Source organism: Streptomyces sp. NBC_01384 (assembly GCF_045040035.1).
In the GTDB taxonomy this organism is placed as follows: Bacteria; Actinomycetota; Actinomycetes; order Streptomycetales; family Streptomycetaceae; genus Streptomyces.
The window spans coordinates 6,987,436-7,004,802 of sequence record NZ_CP109559.1 but is presented as its reverse complement, the minus strand read 5'-3'; the positions used below and the strand labels follow the sequence as shown (position 1 = coordinate 7,004,802).

10 protein-coding genes are annotated in these 17,367 nt (G+C 72.5%); 8 read left to right on the top strand and 2 right to left on the bottom strand.

Annotation, left to right across the window (positions count from 1 at the left end):
• The first annotated feature begins 73 nt into the window (after nucleotides 1-73).
• The 8 genes from eccE (at nucleotide 74) to OG747_RS32115 (ending at nucleotide 12,269) form a co-directional block, all read left to right on the top strand.
• Nucleotides 74-1,402 (top strand): type VII secretion protein EccE, encoded by a 1,329-nt coding sequence (eccE, locus tag OG747_RS32150; RefSeq protein ID WP_405882868.1) that lies wholly within the window; start codon nucleotides 74-76, stop codon nucleotides 1,400-1,402.
• 5 nt (nucleotides 1,403-1,407) lie between these two features.
• Nucleotides 1,408-2,265: a hypothetical protein gene (locus tag OG747_RS32145; protein WP_405882867.1), complete on the top strand. Its 858-nt coding sequence runs from the start codon at nucleotides 1,408-1,410 to the stop codon at nucleotides 2,263-2,265.
• Nucleotides 2,266-2,553: 288 nt separating this feature from the next.
• Nucleotides 2,554-5,742, top strand: a complete 3,189-nt coding sequence (locus OG747_RS32140; protein WP_405882866.1) for an SCO5717 family growth-regulating ATPase — start codon at nucleotides 2,554-2,556, stop codon at nucleotides 5,740-5,742.
• 403 nt (nucleotides 5,743-6,145) lie between these two features.
• Complete coding sequence (locus OG747_RS32135; RefSeq protein ID WP_405882865.1) at nucleotides 6,146-8,053, top strand: ABC transporter substrate-binding protein; 1,908 nt, start codon at nucleotides 6,146-6,148, stop codon at nucleotides 8,051-8,053.
• 136 nt (nucleotides 8,054-8,189) lie between these two features.
• A complete protein-coding gene (locus OG747_RS32130; protein ID WP_405882864.1) occupies nucleotides 8,190-9,257 on the top strand; it encodes an ABC transporter permease in 1,068 nt (355 codons plus the stop codon).
• A gap of 23 nt (nucleotides 9,258-9,280) precedes the next feature.
• Complete coding sequence (locus OG747_RS32125; protein WP_405885792.1) at nucleotides 9,281-10,219, top strand: ABC transporter permease; 939 nt, start codon at nucleotides 9,281-9,283, stop codon at nucleotides 10,217-10,219.
• Entirely contained in the window at nucleotides 10,216-11,262 is a 1,047-nt protein-coding gene (locus tag OG747_RS32120; protein WP_405882863.1) for an ABC transporter ATP-binding protein, read from the top strand. Before OG747_RS32125 ends, OG747_RS32120 begins: the two co-directional genes overlap by 4 nt.
• Nucleotides 11,259-12,269: an oligopeptide/dipeptide ABC transporter ATP-binding protein gene (locus tag OG747_RS32115; protein WP_405882862.1), complete on the top strand. Its 1,011-nt coding sequence runs from the start codon at nucleotides 11,259-11,261 to the stop codon at nucleotides 12,267-12,269. The genes OG747_RS32120 and OG747_RS32115 overlap by 4 nt, the downstream gene beginning before the upstream one ends.
• A 72-nt stretch (nucleotides 12,270-12,341) precedes the next feature.
• Here OG747_RS32115 and OG747_RS32110 read toward each other — a convergent pair whose 3' ends face one another.
• Together OG747_RS32110 and OG747_RS32105 are read right to left on the bottom strand one after the other, a co-directional pair.
• Nucleotides 12,342-13,295 (bottom strand): bifunctional riboflavin kinase/FAD synthetase, encoded by a 954-nt coding sequence (locus OG747_RS32110; protein WP_405882861.1) that lies wholly within the window; start codon nucleotides 13,293-13,295, stop codon nucleotides 12,342-12,344.
• 116 nt (nucleotides 13,296-13,411) lie between these two features.
• Complete coding sequence (locus OG747_RS32105) at nucleotides 13,412-17,074, bottom strand: trypsin-like peptidase domain-containing protein (RefSeq protein ID WP_405882860.1); 3,663 nt, start codon at nucleotides 17,072-17,074, stop codon at nucleotides 13,412-13,414.
• Nucleotides 17,075-17,367 lie beyond the last annotated feature (293 nt).

Below are 17,367 nucleotides of genomic sequence, written 5' to 3'. Positions count from 1 at the left end.
TATCGGCGCCCTCAAGGGCCTTGTGTGGTGGCGCTGTTCCAGTGAGTTGTGAGGAAAACGGGGGGATGAAGTGATGGCTTCCGGAACGCGCTTCCGGTCGCGTGACCGGTCGCGGGAGCAAGGCTCCTCGGCGCCCCGGTCGCAGCGGTCCACTCCGCCCGCGGGGCCTCAGGGGCAGCCGGGGGCCGTGCACCTCAAGGTGCGTCCCGGACAGTCGGGGTCGTTCCGGTTGCAACGGATCGTTCTGCTGGAAATCGCCGCCGCCGTGCTGCTCGTCGGGTGGGTCGTCGGCCCGCTCGCGCTCATGCCGGCCGCCGTCGTCGCGGTCGTTCTCGTACTCCTCGCCGTCGTACGGCGCCGGGGCCGCTCGCTGCCCGAATGGCTCGCCACGGCACGGGCGTTGCGGGCGCGGCAGCGGCGCGCCGCCAGTACGCCGATACAGCCAGGTACGGAGCCCGGTCTCGCCCCGGCCGTGGAGTGCGATCCGAGCCTTCGGACGTCCGCCTACAGCGCCCGGGACCGGCGGCCCGTCGGCGTGATCGGGGACGGCACGTTCGTGACCGCCGTCCTTCAGGTGGAGGCCGACGCGACCGCGCTGCGGGCCGAGCGGAGCCGGCAGCCGCTGCCCCTCGGACTGGTACGCGATGCGCTGGACGTCGACGACATCCATCTGGAGTCGGCACAGATCGTGCTGCACACGCAGCCCGCGCCCGCGCTGCATCTGCCGCAGCAGTCCGTCGCCGTCAGCAATTACGCGCCGCTCCAGGAACAGACCGGAGCGCCCGCCGTGCGCATCACCTGGATCGCGCTGAAGCTCGATCCGGAGCTGTGCTCGGAGGCGGTGGCCGCGCGCGGCGGCGGACTCGTCGGGGCGCAGAAGTGCGTCGTACGCGCGGCGGACCACCTCGCAAGTCGGCTCACGGGCGCGGGTTTTCGTACCACCGTGCTCAATGAGGAGGAGCTCACCGCGGCGGTCGCGACCTCGACGTGTGCGAACCCCCTGGTGACGGCGGAGGCGGGGCGGACCGAACTGCCGGCGCGGCGGACCGAGGAGTCCGGCCGCAGTTGGCGCTGCGACAACCGCAGACATACGACGTACTGGGTGCGGCGCTGGCCCCAGCTGGGCGGCGCCGGCGGCCCGTCGCTGCCGCAGCTCGTCGCGCTGCTCACGGCCGTGCCCGCGTTGGCCACCACCTTCAGCCTCACCCTGCGGCGCGGCGAGCGTCAGGAGGTGTCGCTGTGCGGGCACATGCGGGTGACGGGGCGCAGCGACGACGAACTGGTCGCCGCGCGGCGCTCACTGGAGCACGCCGCCCGTCAGGCCGGGACGGGGCTGGCCCGGCTCGACCGCGAGCAGCTGCCCGGGGTGCTCGCCACACTGCCTCTCGGGGGTGTTAGGTAATGGCCATGACCACACGCGGGGCCAACGCGTCGACCGCATCGGGGGCGTACGGGACTTCACACGCTCCGGGAACTCCGAGAACTCCGGGGTCGGGGACTCCTGGCCCCGGACCCGGGTCCTTCGACGGGTCCGGGCCCTCGGCCGCGGAGCGGTTGCGCGCCCAGGTACGCAGCGGCTTCGGTCTGATCGGGCCTCGGCACGGGCGGCACGCGCTGTCCGTGGAGCAGGTGGACTCGCTCGCGCTGCCCATCGGGGACGACGGGGTCGTCATCGGTGTGGACGCGGAGGGGCAGCCCGCCGTACTGGGGCTCAACCGGCCCACGCCGTACGACGTCGTCCTGATCGGCGGCCTCTGGACCGCGCAGGTGCTCGCGCTGCGCGCGGCGGCCACCGGTGCGCGCGTCGCCGTGGAGACCGGGCGGGCGCCGGCCTGGATGCAGATGGTGCACGCCATGGGCGGCGGGCAGAACGGCATGAGCGTGCACGACGTGGGGCGGGTTCCGCCGCAGGGCGCCTCGGCCGGCAACCCGGTGCTGGTGGTGCGCGACTGCGGAATGCGGCCGCCGCGCGGGCGTGTGGTCGCCGGCCCCTGGCAGTCGGTGCTGACGCTGTTGCCGTATCTGAGCCCGGTGGCCCCGCGGTTGCTGCGGCAGGCGCGGCTCGTCGGTGTGCAGCGGGTGTCGCCCGACGAAGCCGCCGAAATAGGCCGGGCGTTGGCGCTGCCGCGGGGCGATGTGGACTCGCTGCCCACGCTCGCCGACGGCGTCACGCTCTGGTGCGCCGACCGCGACCGGCAGTATGTGATGACACAGCCCACGGACGCCGAGACCGGATTGTTCGGTACGCCGCGAAGGATGGACTGACCCGGCGCGAGCCAGGAACAACCCGGCTTGTCATGGGGTATTTGAGGCCACTTTCCCCCTTCTCGCACCTAACTCGTTCATCACGATCGCCCGGTTTATCCACCTGGGTGACGCGTGCGTACGGCGCTGTTGGGCAAGGTGTGACGGAGTGGACCGGTGCGGAGGGGCGGACGGGCCTGCCTTCGTAGCGCTCGTGGTGATTAGGCTGGGACCCGGCGCGACACCCAACCCCTCGACGGACTGCCCCGGCACGGCATTGAGGGGTGCTTGACCACACCAGGAGGAATTGTGAACAGCGATCGGGACGGGATCCGCGGGGGCTGGGCCACACCCGGCGATGACCAGTCCGACGCGGAGTCCGCCGTCGAGGCGACGGGCGAGTTCACCATCGACTACGCGCCGCCCGCCTGGTACACGCAGAACGCGTCGGGCAATTCGCCGCAGGCGTCGCCGTATCCGGCTCCCCCAACTCCCCCGACTCCGCCGGCCCCTCCGGCACCGCCCGCCCCGTTTGCACCGGCCGCACCGCCCGCCCCGGTTCATCCGGCCGCATTCGCACCGGTTCCTGCGGCCCCTCCTGCGCCGGGACCCCAGCCCGGCTGGTCGCCGCCGACCATGCCGTCCGACGAGGCGGGTTCCGAAAACGGCGACATCGAGAGCGGCGCGACCATGCGTTTCTCCGCCGCCGCTCTCAAGCGTGAGTTCGCGGAGCGGGACGCCAAGGCCCGAGCCGCCGAGGAGCCGTCCGCCGACTCGGCGAGCGGCACCGCTGTCGCCGAGGGAGAACACGTCGGTGCCGGGCAGGACAGCAGCGGTACGACCGGCGGTGACTTCGAGCTGGGCGCGCCCGACGCCCACGCGCCGGCCGGAGAGCAGGAATCCGCCGAAGCCTCCGGTGAAGCCGCGGCCACTGAGGTCGCGCCCTCGCAGCCGGAGGCCGCGGACGCCGGCCCGGGCGGACACGACGGCACACCCGGCACGCCCAGCACCGTCGGCGCCGCCGACACCGTCGGCGCCGAGAGCTCTGACGACACCGCCGCGGAGGACGACTCCGACATCACGGCCCCCACGGTTGCCGAGGACGGCCCGCACGGCGAGGTCGAGTCCTCGGAGCCCGTGGCAGCTGCGGGCGACGGCTTGGCGGAGTCCACGGACGACGGTGACGCGACGGGCGAGCAGCTCGCCACCGCGCCCCCGACCGCGGAGGCCGTGCCCCAGGACTCCGCTGGGCAGGATTCCAGCCCTCAGGACTCCGTACGCCAGGACTCCGAACCCCAGGACCCGGCGGCCCAGGGCGCCGTGTCCGAGGACGCCGACACGGCGGACGCACCGCTCCAGGACACCGCGCCGGACGCCGGGACCGGCGTACCCGAGGACGTCCAGACGGCCGCACCCGCCTGGACTCCCCCGCCGATGCCGCAGAGTGGGCTGCCCCCGCTGCCGCCCGCCTACCAGCCCGCCGCCCCGGCCCCGGCGGCGCAGTGGCCGCCGTTGCCCCAGCCGGTCACGCCGCCGACGCCCGAGTCACCCCAGCAGCCGCAGCCGTCGGCCGCGCAGGGCCAGCCGCCCCTGCCGCCCCAGCAACCGCCGGTCCAGCCGCAACCGCCGGTTGCGCAGCCGCAGCCGCCGTTCCAGCCGCAGGCCCCGCAGCCCGCCCCCGCAGCCTGGACTCAGGGCACACCGCCCGCGCCGGGCCCCGTACCCGCTCCGCCCGCGCCGCCCGCTCAGCCAGCGCCGCAGGACGGTTACGGCTTCCCCCATCCCGGGATTCCGGCTCCGGCCGCGCCCAACCACCCGGCCCAGCCGACGGGTTACGGGTTCCCGCAGCCGAGCGCCCCGGTCCCGCCTCCGCCCTCACCCCAGCAGGGCGGCTACGGCTTCCCGCAGACGGGCGCTCCGGCTCCCCAGCCGAGCCCGCCGCAGGCCCCCGCTCCGCAGGCCCCGGCCCCCCAGGTCCCCGGCCCGCAAGCGGGCTACGGCTTCCCCCAGCCCGGCACCCCCAGCGCGCCCCAGCAGGGCGGCTACGGCTTCCCCCAGCAGCAACCCCACCCGGGCCTGCCGCCGGAGGCCCAGCAGGCACAGCCCCAGCAGCCCCAGCAGCCCCAGCCACAAGCGCCCATGGACCCCCGCACCGGTGCCGCCTGGCCGCAGCCCATCCAGCACGACCAGCGTCAGCCCACCAACCCGGCGGCCGCCCCTCTCGGGTACACCGCCGCGGTGGAACTGTCCTCCGACCGACTGCTCAACAACAAGAAGCAGAAGCCCAAGAGCGGCCGTCCCTCTGGCGGCTCCTCGCGGTTCAAGTTCGGCGGAAAGAAGGAGGAGGCGGAGCGGCAGCGGAAGCTGGAGCTGATCCGGACGCCGGTGCTCTCCTGCTACCGGATCGCCGTCATCAGCCTCAAGGGCGGCGTCGGCAAGACGACCACCACCACCGCACTGGGCTCCACGCTCGCCACCGAGCGGCAGGACAAGATCCTCGCGATCGACGCCAACCCGGACGCGGGAACGCTCGGGCGCCGCGTGCGCCGCGAGACCGGGGCCACCATCCGTGACCTCGTGCAGGCGATCCCGTACCTCAACTCGTACATGGACATCCGGCGGTTCACGTCCCAGGCCCCGTCCGGGCTGGAGATCATCGCCAACGACGTCGACCCGGCCGTGTCCACGACCTTCAACGACGAGGACTACCGGCGCGCGATCGGCGTGCTGGGCAAGCAGTACCCGATCATCCTGACCGACTCGGGCACGGGTCTGCTGTACAGCGCCATGCGCGGGGTGCTCGACCTCGCCGACCAGCTCATCATCATCTCCACGCCGTCCGTCGACGGTGCGAGCAGTGCCAGTACGACGCTGGACTGGCTGTCGGCGCACGGGTACGCGGATCTGGTGTCGCGCTCCATCACCGTCATCTCCGGTGTGCGCGAGACCGGCAAGATGATCAAGGTGGAGGACATCGTCGGCCACTTCGAGACGCGCTGCCGCGGTGTCGTGGTCGTGCCGTTCGACGAGCATCTGGCCGCGGGCGCCGAGGTCGACCTCGACATGATGCGGCCCAAGGTGCGCGAGGCGTACTTCAACCTCTCCGCGCTGGTCGCCGAGGACATCGTGCGCCACCAGCAGTCGCACGGGCTGTGGACCTCCGACGGCAACCCGCCGCCGGTGGCGGCCCCTCCGATGCCGGGCCAGTACCCCTACCCCCAGGGCCAGGGGGTGCCAGGAGCGCCGGTGCCGGGCCGGCCGACTCCCGGCCAGCCGTATCCGTACCAGCCGGGGCAGCCCTACCCGCCGCAGACAGGGCACCCCTACCCACCGCAGCCGCCGAGCCAGGGGTACCCGCAGCCGCCGCAGTCCCCGCAGCCCGAGCAGGCCGCCCCGGGCCAGCCGTTCCAGCCCGGTCAGCCCTTCCCGCCCCATCAGAGCCACCAGGGCCAGACCTCGCCGCCTCCCCCGCCTGCGCCCGCGCCCCCGCAGCAGTAACCGAACTTCACTGACCAAACTTCAGTAACCGGCCGTCAGAAACCCCGCATCAGTCACCCGCGGCCGTCAGAAACCCGGCATCAGTCACCCGATCGGTCCCTTTCGAGGGACCGGTTCCCGCGAAGGCCCGCACCGTTCACCCACGGTGCGGGCCTTCGCGTGTCCAGGTATGAAACGGGGCGTCACCCCCTGGCCAGGACAGCTTCACCGGTCTGAACCAATGAGCGAAAAATTCGCGCCAACTCGTTATTTCCGCAGGCCACACGGGGTCCACGCGCCGTTGACGCGCGGAGACCGCCGCTGATAGACACACACATCAACCCCGTCGGCGTCCCCCGATCACCCTGATCCACTAGGTCAACCAGCCATCCCCGTGCGAGCGATGACGCGAGGTCACCGACCCATGAACAGACATGATCAGCCCGACAGAGGACGTCTGCGCCCCCGGCTCCTCGCCGCCGCAGCCGCCGCCGCGCTCACCCTCTCCGCCGGTCTCGCGACCCCGCTCAACCCGGCCCCGCAGCAGGCCCAGGCCCAGCAGAGCGAGCAAGCCAAGCAGAGCGAGCAAGCAAGCAAGAGCAAGCAAGCAAAGGACGGCAAGAAGGTCCTCACCGTGGCGGTCGCGCAGAGCGTCGACTCGCTGAGCCCGTTCCTGGCCGTCCGCCTGCTCAGTACGAGCATCAGCCGGCTGATGTACGAGTACCTGACCAACTACGACCCCGCGGACAACCACGCGATCCCGGGCCTCGCCACCAAGTGGGAGCCGTCGGCCGACAAGCTCACCTGGACCTACACGATCCGCTCGAACTCCACGTGGTCGGACGGACAGCAGGCCACCGCCGAAGACGCGGCGTGGACCTTCAACAAGATGATGACGGACCAGGGAGCTGCCACCGCCAACGGCAGCTTCGTCACCAACTTCAAGAAGGTCACCGCCCCGAGCCCCACCCAGCTCGTCATCGAGCTGAAGAAGCCGCAGGCCACGATGGCCGCCCTCGACGTGCCGATCGTCCCCCGGCACATCTGGGAGAAGGTCGGCGACTTCTCGAAGTTCAACAACGACAAGAGCTTCCCCGTCGTCGGCAACGGGCCGTTCGTCCTGACCGACTACAAGGCCGACAGCTATGTACGCCTCAAGCCGAACAAGAGTTTCTGGCGCGGCGCCCCCAAGTTCGACGAACTGGTGTTCAAGTATTTCAAGGACCAGGACGCCGCGGTCGCCGCCCTGCGCAAGGGCGAGGTCTCCTTCGTCTCGGGCTCCCCCGCACTGACCCCCGCCCAGGCCGCGTCCCTCCAGGGCGAGCAGAACATCAAGGTCAACGACGCTCCCGGCCGCCGCTTCTACGCCCTCGCCACCAACCCCGGCGCCCAGGCCAAGGACGGCAAGCACTTCGGCGACGGCGCCGGGTCCCTGATGATTCAGAACGTGCGCCAGGCGCTCTTCATGGCGATCGACCGCAAGACCCTCATCGACAAGGTCTTCCAGGGCCACGCCGTCGAGGGCGAGGGATACATCCCGCCGCGCTTCGCCACGTACCACTGGAAGCCCTCGGCGAGCCAGGAACTCGCCTACGACCCGGCGAAGGCGGCCCAGCTCCTCGACGAGGCGGGCTACAAGAAGAACGCCGACGGCAAGCGCGTCGAGAAGAACGGCAAGCCGATCAACTACCGGATCCTGTGCCACGCCACCGACCCGAACGACAAGGCGGTCGGACAGTACGTGAAGGAGTGGTTCGGCAAGCTGGGCATCGGCGTCACCCTCAACTGCCTCGACAACGTGACCGACCCCTGGCTGGCCGGCAAGTACGACCTGGCCTTCGACGGCTGGTCCGTCAACCCGGACCCCGACTTCGTCCTGTCCATCCACACCTGCGCGGCGCTGCCCGCCACCCCCAAGGACACGGGAGCGACGGACAACTTCATCTGCGACAAGAAGTACGACGAGCTGTACGACCAGCAGCTCGCCGAGTACGACACCGCCAAGCGGGCGGACCTCGTCAAGCAGATGGAGTCGCGGCTGTACGACACCGGGTACATGAACGTCATGGCGTACCCGAACGCGGTCGAGGCCTACCGCACCGACCAGATCAAGTCGATCGAGACGATGCCGAAGGCCGCGGGCAACATCTACGGCCAGGACGGTTACTGGAGCTGGTGGTCGGCGGTTCCGGCGGGCTCCTCCGGTGCGTCCTCCGACGGTTCGAGCTCGACGGGCGTCATCATCGGCATCGTCGCGGGCGTCGTCGTGCTCGCGGGCGTCGGGGCGTTCTTCGCGATGCGACGCCGCGCCACAGCCGAGGACCGCGAATAGCCCCCGGCGCACGCGCAACACCCGCGCACACGCAGCACCCGCACACACACGCACACACACGCACGCACACGGGCACACGCGATCGGGCACACGGGCACACGGGCACCCCATGAACGTACGAGCGAATGAGTAGTTCATGACCGCTGAGGCAACACCCTCGCTGGTCGAGGCGGCCGACGGTCCGGTTCAGGCCGGGCCGTCGGTCCGCGGGCCACGGGCGCGTACCACCACCGCATATCTGCAGTACGTGGCGGGCAAGCTGGGCGGCGCGGCCGTCTCGCTGCTCGCCGTCCTCGTCACCAGCTTCTTCCTCTTCCGGCTCATCCCCGGCGACCCGGTGAAGTACATGACCGGCGGCCGTCAGGTCTCCGCAGAGCAACTCGCTCACTACCGGAAGGAGTTCGGGCTCGATCTGCCGCTGTGGGAGCAGTTCACGGACTACTGCGGGAAAGCGCTCACCGGCGACCTGGGCACCTCGTACCAGTTCCGGACCCCCGTCATCGACAAGATCACCGAGGCACTGCCGAACACCCTCCTGCTCACCGGCACGGCGTTCGTCCTCTACACCGCGCTCGGCATCTTCATCGGCACCCGCTCCGCCTGGCGCAACGGCGGGCTGAGCGACCGCCTCAACACCGGTCTCGCCCTGACGCTGTACTCCATCCCGTCGTTCTGGCTCGGGCTGCTGCTCATCATCGTGTTCTCGGTGGGCATGGGCCCGATCCCTGGTCTGTTCCCGACCGGCGGCATGGAGTCCGGGGGCAAGGAGGGCTTCGCGTACGTCGTCGATGTCGCCCACCATCTGATCCTGCCGGTGGTGACACTGGTCGCCGTCGAGTACGGGCAGACCCTGCTGGTCACACGCTCGGCGCTGCTCGACGAGATGGGCGGCGAGTATCTGACGACGGCCCGCGCCAAGGGCCTGCGGGACGATCTCGTACGCCGCCGCCACGCCGTGCCGAACGCGCTGCTGCCCACGGTCACCCTCATCTTCATCAACCTCGGCCGGACGGTCGCGGGCGTGATCCTCGTCGAGACCGTCTTCTCCTGGCCGGGCCTGGGCGGACTCTTCTACCAGGCGCTGAGCGTGCCCGATCTACCACTGGTGCAGGGGCTGTTCTTCGTCTTCGCGTCGGCGGTGATCGTGATGAACACGCTGGCCGATCTGATCTATCCGCTGCTGGACCCACGGGTGGGCCGATGACCACGACCGAGTCGGACGGGCCGATGACAACCGAATCCACGGCGGCCGAGCAGGCCTCTCCGGCAACGGCGAAGAGCCCGCGCACCCTCGCCCGGCAGCGCCGCCGCCACTCCGCCGCCCGCTTCTGGCAGCGGTACCGCACCCACCGGGCGGGCGTCTTCGGACTCGCCGCCCTCGCCCTCTTCGCGCTCATCGCCCTGACCGCGCCGCTGACCGTCGGCTCGGACGTGCAGAGCGTGACCAACGCGCCGGGCCGGCCGATGGAGAGCCCGAGCTCCCAATTCCCCCTGGGCACCGACCAGTTCGGGCGTAATCTGCTCGGGCTCGTGGTGTGGGGAGCCCGGGTCTCGCTGCTCGTCGGGCTGCTCGCGGCCGTGCTCTCCGTCGCGATCGGCGCGCTGATCGGCATCACCGCCGGGCACTTCCGTGGCTGGTACGCGACCGTGATCATGCGCATCACGGACTGGTTCCTGGTCATGCCGACCCTGGTGCTCGCGATCGCGCTGATGACCGTGATGTCCCGCTCGATCGGCACGATCATCCTGGCGATCGGCGTCACCACCTGGCCGACGACGGCCCGTCTGGTGCGCGCGCAGACCCTCGCCGTGGAGTCGCGGCCGTACATCGAGCGGGCGAAGGCGCTGGGCGGCGGACACTGGCACATCATGTCCCGGCACGTCCTGCCCAATGTGATGCCGCTGGTGCTGGCGCAGACGACGCTGATCATCTCCTCCGCGATCCTCGCCGAGGCGACCCTCGCCTTCCTCGGGCTCGGCGATCCGACGGTGGTGTCCTGGGGCGGGCTGCTCCAGGACGCGCGGGAGGCCGGCGCGGTCAGTGCGGGCAAGTGGTGGTACCTGGTGCCGCCGGGGGTCGCGATCGCGGTGGTCGCGCTGGCGTTCACGCTGTGCGGGCGCGCGGTCGAGTCGGTCCTCAACCCCAGGCTGGGGGTGACCCGATGAACAGTCCCACCGGGAACCCCCTCCTGGAGGTCAGGGACCTCGAAGTGACGTACGCGGGCGGAGCCGCCGCCGTGCGCGGCGTGGACCTCTCGCTCGACGCGGGCCAAAAGCTCGGCATCGCGGGCGAGTCCGGCTGCGGCAAGTCCACGCTGGCGCTCGCGCTGCTGCGGCTGCTGCCCGCGGGCACCCGCACCAGCGGGAAGATCCTGCTCGACGGCGAGGACGTGCTGACGATGAAGTGGGGGCGGGTACGGGCGGTCCGCTGGGCGGGCGCGTCGATCGTCTTCCAGGGCGCTATGCACTCCCTCAACGCCGTGCACCGCATCGGTGACCAGATCGCCGAGCCGATCCTGCTGCACAAGAAGGCGACCCCGGCGGGCGCGAGGAGGAAGACGGGCGAGCTGCTCGAACAGGTGGGCCTGCCCGCCGCCCGCGCGGACGCCTACCCGCACGAGCTCTCCGGCGGGCAGCGCCAGCGCGTCATGATCGCGATGGCGTTGGCCTGCGACCCCCGGCTCGTCATCGCCGACGAACCGACCACCGCCCTCGACGTGATGATCCAGGCACAGATCCTCCGCCTGATCGAACAGCTTGTCGCCGAGCAGGAGTTGGGTCTGATCTTGATCAGCCACGACCTCGCGGTGCTGGCCGACACCTGCGACCGGCTCGCGGTCATGTACGCGGGCCGCGTAGTCGAGGAGGGCCCGGCCCGGCAGGTGTACGAGGCGGCCCGGCACCCGTACGGCAAGGCCCTGTCGGCGGCGTTCCCGCGCATCGGGGACACGGCGTCACGGTTCGCGCCGCGCGGCCTGCCCGGCGATCCGCCGGACCCGTCCGCGCTGCCGTCCGGCTGTACGTTCCATCCCCGGTGTCCGGTTGCGCTGGACACCTGTGCGACGGAGGACCAGGCGCTGCGGGAGGCGGGCGCGGGCCGGTGGGCCGCCTGTGTGCACGCGGGCGCGAGCGTCCCCGAGCCGGGCACTCCGACGGAAAACGCGCCGGGCACTCCCGCGGAAGAAGACGTCAGGAGCAGCACCCCATGACGACGACACAGCCGGCGACAACCTCCGTGACGGCCGCGCCGCTGCTCCGTGCCGAGGGCCTGCACATCGCCTTCCCGGGACGCCGCGGCGCCGCCCACGCCCGTGCCGTCGACGGGGTCGACCTCGACATCCGCCCAGGTGAAATCGTCGCGCTGGTCGGCGAGTCGGGCTGCGGCAAGACGACGCTGGCCCGCTCCCTCCTCGGCCTGGTCCCGCCGACCGAGGGCCGGGTCACCTTCGACGGCAAGCCGCTCGACTACTCCGCACGCGCCCTCAAGGCGTACCGCAAGCGCGTCCAGCTGGTCCTGCAGGACCCGAGCGGCTCGCTCAACCCCCGGCACACGGTGTACGACGCGGTGGCCGAGGGACTGCGCATCCACAGGTACGGAGGTGACGAGCGGGCCGCGGTGGCTCAGGCCCTCTCCCGGGCCGGTCTGCGCCCGCCCGAGCGCTTCTTCCTCCGCTACCCGCACGAGCTGTCCGGCGGCCAGCGCCAACGGGTCGTCATCGCGGGCGCGCTGGTCCTGGAGCCCGAACTCATCGTCGCCGACGAGCCGGTGGCCTCCCTCGACGCCTCCGTACGCGGCGAGATCCTCGCCCTGCTCCTGCGGCTGCGCACCGAACTCGGCCTGTCCGCCCTGGTCGTGACCCACGACCTGGGCCTGGCGTGGAACATCGCCGACCGGGTCGCGGTGATGTACCTGGGCCGGATCGTGGAGACGGGAGGGGTGGAGAAGGTTCTGACGGCGCCTCGGCACCCGTACACCCAGGCCCTGTTGTCCGTGCTCCCGGAGGCCCCGGGCGAGCCGGTGGTCCTCACCGGCGAACCCCCGGACCCCTCCCGCATCCCCTCCGGCTGCCGCTTCCACGCGCGCTGCCAGATCCTGGCGAGCGGCGAGGCGGAGCGGGCGGGCGTCGCGGAGGCGTGCCGGGGTCAGGACCTGGAGGTGCTGGGCGGCGGCGGGGAGGCGCAGGTGGCGTGCCACTGGGCCCGGGCGCGTCCATGAGAGCGACGGCCGGTGCACTCCAAGGCACCGGCCGCCCCAGCCACGTAAACCCCGGCCACCTGGAAGCGAGACCTACTCGGCCTCGTACGCCTCGATCAGCTCCCGCGACCGCTTCACATCGTCGGCGATGGCTTCCAGCAGTGCCTCGATGGAGTCGAACTTGGCCATGCCGCGGACGTAGGCGAGGAAGTCGACGGCGACATGCAGCCCGTACAGATCGAGGCCGACGCGGTCGATGGCGTACGCCTCCACCGTGCGCTCGGTGCCGTCGAACTGCGGGTTCGTGCCGACGGAGATCGCGGCGGGCATCGCCTCGTCCTCGACGTGCAGCCAGCCGGCGTAGACGCCGTCGGCGGGGATCGCGGTGTGCGGGAGGGTCTCGACGTTGGCCGTGGGGAAGCCGAGATCGCGGCCGCGCTGGGCACCGCGGACGACGATCCCCTCGACGCGGTGCGGGCGGCCCAGGATCTCGCGGGCGCCCTCGACATCGCCCTCGGCGACCAGCCGCCGGGTCAGGGTCGAGGAGAAGGGCTCGCCGCCCCCGGCGGAACCGCTCACGTAGAGCTCCACCACCTCGACGTCGAAGTCGTACGTCTCGCCCTGCTCGCGCAGGAAGTCGACATTGCCGGTGGCCTTGTGGCCGAAGCGGAAGTTCGGGCCCTCGACGACGGCCTTGGCGTGCAGCTTGTCGACGAGGACCTTCACCACGAAGTCGGCGGGCGACAGCTTCGAGAACTCGGTGGTGAAGGGGAGGATGAGCAGCGCGTCCACACCGAGCTCGGCACACAGCTCGGCGCGGCGGTGGTGCGGAGCGAGCAGCGGGGGGTGGCTGCCGGGGCGCACGACCTCGCTCGGGTGCGGGTCGAAGGTGACCACGACGGAGGGAACGCCCAGTTCACGGGCGCGGTCCACGGCATGCTTGATGATCAGCTGGTGTCCGCGGTGCACCCCGTCGTAGGAACCGATGGTGACGACGCTGCGCCCCCAGTCCTCGGGGATGTCCTCCAAGCCACGCCAGCGCTGCACTGTGACCGCTCCTTGTCGAACCCGTGTCCGTGATTGCCTCATTCGCAGCTCTAAGGGTGCCATGCCGCCTGCGCTCGGTTCGCATCGGCATCGTGGTGTGACGCATCGCGCACGGTTCAGGCCGGGACCCGTACCCCGGCGAGGTTCTCGATCATGCGGCGGGTGCTCGGGCCGACCACCCCGGCCCACTCCTCGGGGGCGCCGGTGAGCCAGCGGGCCACGAGGGTGGCGAAGCCGGGGACCTGGCGGGCCAGCTCGACCAGGGCGCGGTCGAAGCCGGTGGCTCCTGCCGGGGTGCGGACGAGGAGCCGGCCCGTGCGGTGCACCAGCTCGCGGGTGGGTTCCTCGCCCCGGCGGGCCGCGCCGTCCGCGGCGGCCCGCAGCAGGGTGTCGAGGACGGCCGGGTCCCCCTCGTGGGCGAGCAGCAGGTCCAGCAGCTCGCGCCGCAGCGGACGGGCCTCCGGGCTGCCGGGGGCCGCGAGAACGGTCGCGAGGGCCGCCCGCACCGGTGTCGGGCACCCGACCAGCAGGCCGGTGACCAGCGGGAAGAGCACGGAACCTGTGGCGGGACCGTGTTCGAGGCGCCGGTCGACGTACGCGGCCACGTGCGCGGCGGCCTCGGGACACAGCTCCACCACTTCCCTGACCAGCGCGGCGACGCGGCGGGCGAGTGCGGGCGTGGTGACGTCGGCGAGGGTGCGCAGGGTCTCGGCCGTCTCCGGGCCCGGCCGCCGCAGCCGCGTCCGGAAGGCGTCGAGCACCGGATCGGGGTGCGTGGTCAGGGCGGCGGCCAGCGCGCCGACGGGCAGCTGCGGATCGCCCTCGACGAACCGCTCCAGCGCCTGCGGCAGATACCGGGCCCGCGTCCACGGATCGCGTACGAGGAGGCCGAGCGCGCCGCCGTGCAGGGCGCAGTCGGCGGGACGGGCCAGCAGGGCGAGCGCCGCGTAGCGCAGCAGCTCGCGGTCGGCGTCGGTGCTCGCGTGCGGTGCGGCGCGCAGCCCGTACGCCACCGCCGCCACCCGCCGGGCCGGCCGCTCGTCGTGCGCCCACCGGTCCACCGCTCGGCACACCGCCGACGGCTCCTCCTCGGCGAGCACGGCCAGCAGCTCGTCCCCGCGCCGGTGCGCACAGTCGACCAGCGCCTCCGTCAGGTCGTCCAGGGCGCGCCGCCGGTGCGCGTACAGCAGCGCCTGCGCGGCGGTCGCCACGGTCGCGTGGGGCGTCGCGGGCAGCGGGCGGTCGTCGTCGAACCAGGGGGTGAGGTGGGGCGGTACGGCGGCGGGGTCGGCGGCGAGGAGCCGGGCCACGGCGTCCAGGTAGCGCGGGGCTTCAGCGGTACCGGGTTCAGGGGTACGACGGTGGTGGGCGCCGGAGCCGGTGCGGGACTCGTCGGCCGGGCTGCCGGTGCGCCGGGCGGCGTCGGCCACGACCAAACGCCTCAGCAGGTCGAACCGCTCCGCCGCGGGCAGCGGCAACGCCTCCCAGAACGACGGCCCGAACTCCCCCGGCACGTCCCGGCCCTGCTGCCGCCACGCCACGATCCGCTCGGCGAGCATCCGCAGCACCCTGGCGTACGGCGTCGCGTCGGGCACGCGCCGCAGGACGTCACCGAGGAGGTGGGTGGCCCACCAGACGGGGTTCCCGGGCCGGGCGGGCGCCTCGGGCAACAGGTCGTCCACGGTGTCGACCAAGTCTTCGAGGCTGCGGGCCAGTTCACCGGCGCCCTGTTGACGGGCCAGCAGGAGGAGGGCCTGCACGACGGGGCCGATGCGGTGGCGAGGGACGGGGACGAGGTGGGAGGCGGTCGACGCGGGCGAGGGCGTCCGCTGTGCCGGCACCCGGTCGGCGCGCGGAGTGCCGCGGCCCTGGTGGACCAGGGCGTCCAGGGCCGCTTCCAGGTCCAGGTGGGTGCCCTGGATCCAGTCGGCGAGCTCCTCGTGGGCGAACCGGTAGCCGTCCCCCGCGGGGACGAGGAGGCCCTCGGTGAGGACGGCGGAGGCCCAGCCGGTGGTACGGCCGGGACGGCGTCCCGGGGCGGGCCCCCACGGGAAGACGGCTTCGAAGGTCACGCGGTCCAGCTGGCCCTGCCCGGGGCCCAGACAGCGCCGCGCGGCCTCGTGCATCTGCCCGGAGACCTGGGCGGCGAGCCGGCGTACGGCCGTGCCGCGCAGCCCGTTCGCGGCAGCGAGCCGGACCGCGACGCGCAGGCACATCAGGTCCAGGTAGGCGGCGAAGACCTCGTCCCGGTCGAGCCGCCGGGCTGCCGGTGCGCCGGGCAGCGCGGCCCGCACCTCCGCCAGCAGCCGGAGTGTCAGCGGGTGCCGTGCGTCGGCTTCCACCAGCGCGTCCTCGGGGATACCGGCCCGCGACCGGACCCGCCGGGCCTCCGCCTCGGTGAGATCGCCCAGCCGGACACAGGGCGGAATCAATGGTTCCGCGTCTGCGAAAGCCCCGTGCAGCAGCTCCGCCGGGAACTCCGCGCCCGCCTGTTCCCAGTACTCGGCCCGGCACGCGACGACCAGCCGCGCCCCGCTCACCCGCAGCCACTCGGCCGTCCCCGCGCTCCATTCGGGCAGCCGGTGGGCGAGGGCGGGCGGCATCTCCTCCGGTCCGTCGAGGAGGAGCAGCAACGGCCTTCCGGCGTCCCGCGCCAGCCGGGCCAGCCGCTCGGCACCGATGTCGCCCAGCTCACCGCCGTACCCCTCCGGCGGCAGCACCCCGGCATCCCTGCGCGACCCCTCCTCAGGGGCCGCCACGATCCGTCCCGCCCGCTCCAGCGCCCGGGTGGCCGCGTCCGCGACGGAGGTGTCGGTGGCGAGGAGGTCGGCGCCGCGCAGCCAGAGCGTGGGGGCCGGTTTCGCGCCCCGGGCGCGGCGGGCGGCGAGGGCCGCCAGTTCCGTCGTACGGCCGCTGCCGGGCGGGCCGACGACCCCGAGGACGGCGACGGCGGCCGGGCCGTCCTCGAAGGCCGCGAACTGCCGTACGACACCGGCCCGTTCGACGGTGGCGGGCGCCTCGCCGCCGGTACCGACCGAGGGCGCGGCCTCCAGCCCGTCGGAGCCGACCGAGGTCGCGGTGAGCTCCAGTACCCCTGCCGGATTGAGATCGGCGCCGTACGCCGGCACGGTCGCGGCATTGCGGGCGAGCAGTGCGGCGAGCGGTCCCTCGACGCCCGGTCCGCGCAAGGGAACGGCGAACCCCGTCGCTCGGTGCTCGGTGTGCAGGGCGGTGCCCAGCACCCCGACCACCGCCCCGGTCGAGGCGTCGAGCACCGGTCCCCCGGCCGCCCCACCGCCCGGTCGGAGCGCGTCCGCGCCCGCCGTGCCGATCGCCAACTCCAGGGCCTTGTCGAGGAGATGGGAGCGACGGGTCGCCGCGTACGTCACGGCGGTGCTGCCGAGCACCCGCGCCTCACGCCAGCCGCCCGCGGCGATCCGGACGTACGTACCGGTCTCGACCCTCTCCCGCACGGTGACGGGGAGCGGGGCGAGACCGAGCCCTTCAGTGTGGACGAGGGCCAGATCCGCTTCCGGGAGGGGGGTCACGGCGTCGGCGGTCACCACACAGGTGCGGTCGCCAGGAGCGTGCAGGACGAGACGGACCAGGCCGTCGACGGCCTCGTGGCTGGTGATCACCGTGCCGTGGTGGTCGGCGACGAAGCCCGTGCCACGCGGTCGTCCGGCCAGGTCACAGATGCGCACCAGGACCTCGTCCCGCGTGCGGTCGACGTCGTCCGGTGTCTGCTCGTTCCCCGTCCGCGGGCCCCGTCCCGGCATGCTCGAACCTCCCCGCCGTGCTCCTTCCACCGACGGTAGGCACGAAATGATCAGCGGGACAGATCACGTGGCAAACGCGCCCCCTTCCGCTCCCTCGGTTCACTCCGAGCGCCTGCCCGAAGGGGTGAATACGGGAGGGCGGATGGATACACCCTTGGGTGGGGGAACCGAGGGGGGGACCGTGGAGCGGCGGGCACGAAACCCCGTGACCGCCGCTCCACGGGCAAGTCCCCCAGCATGGCATCGGCCTCAGCCGAGCGTGGGAGTCGGCCTCAGCCGAGCGTGGCAGATCG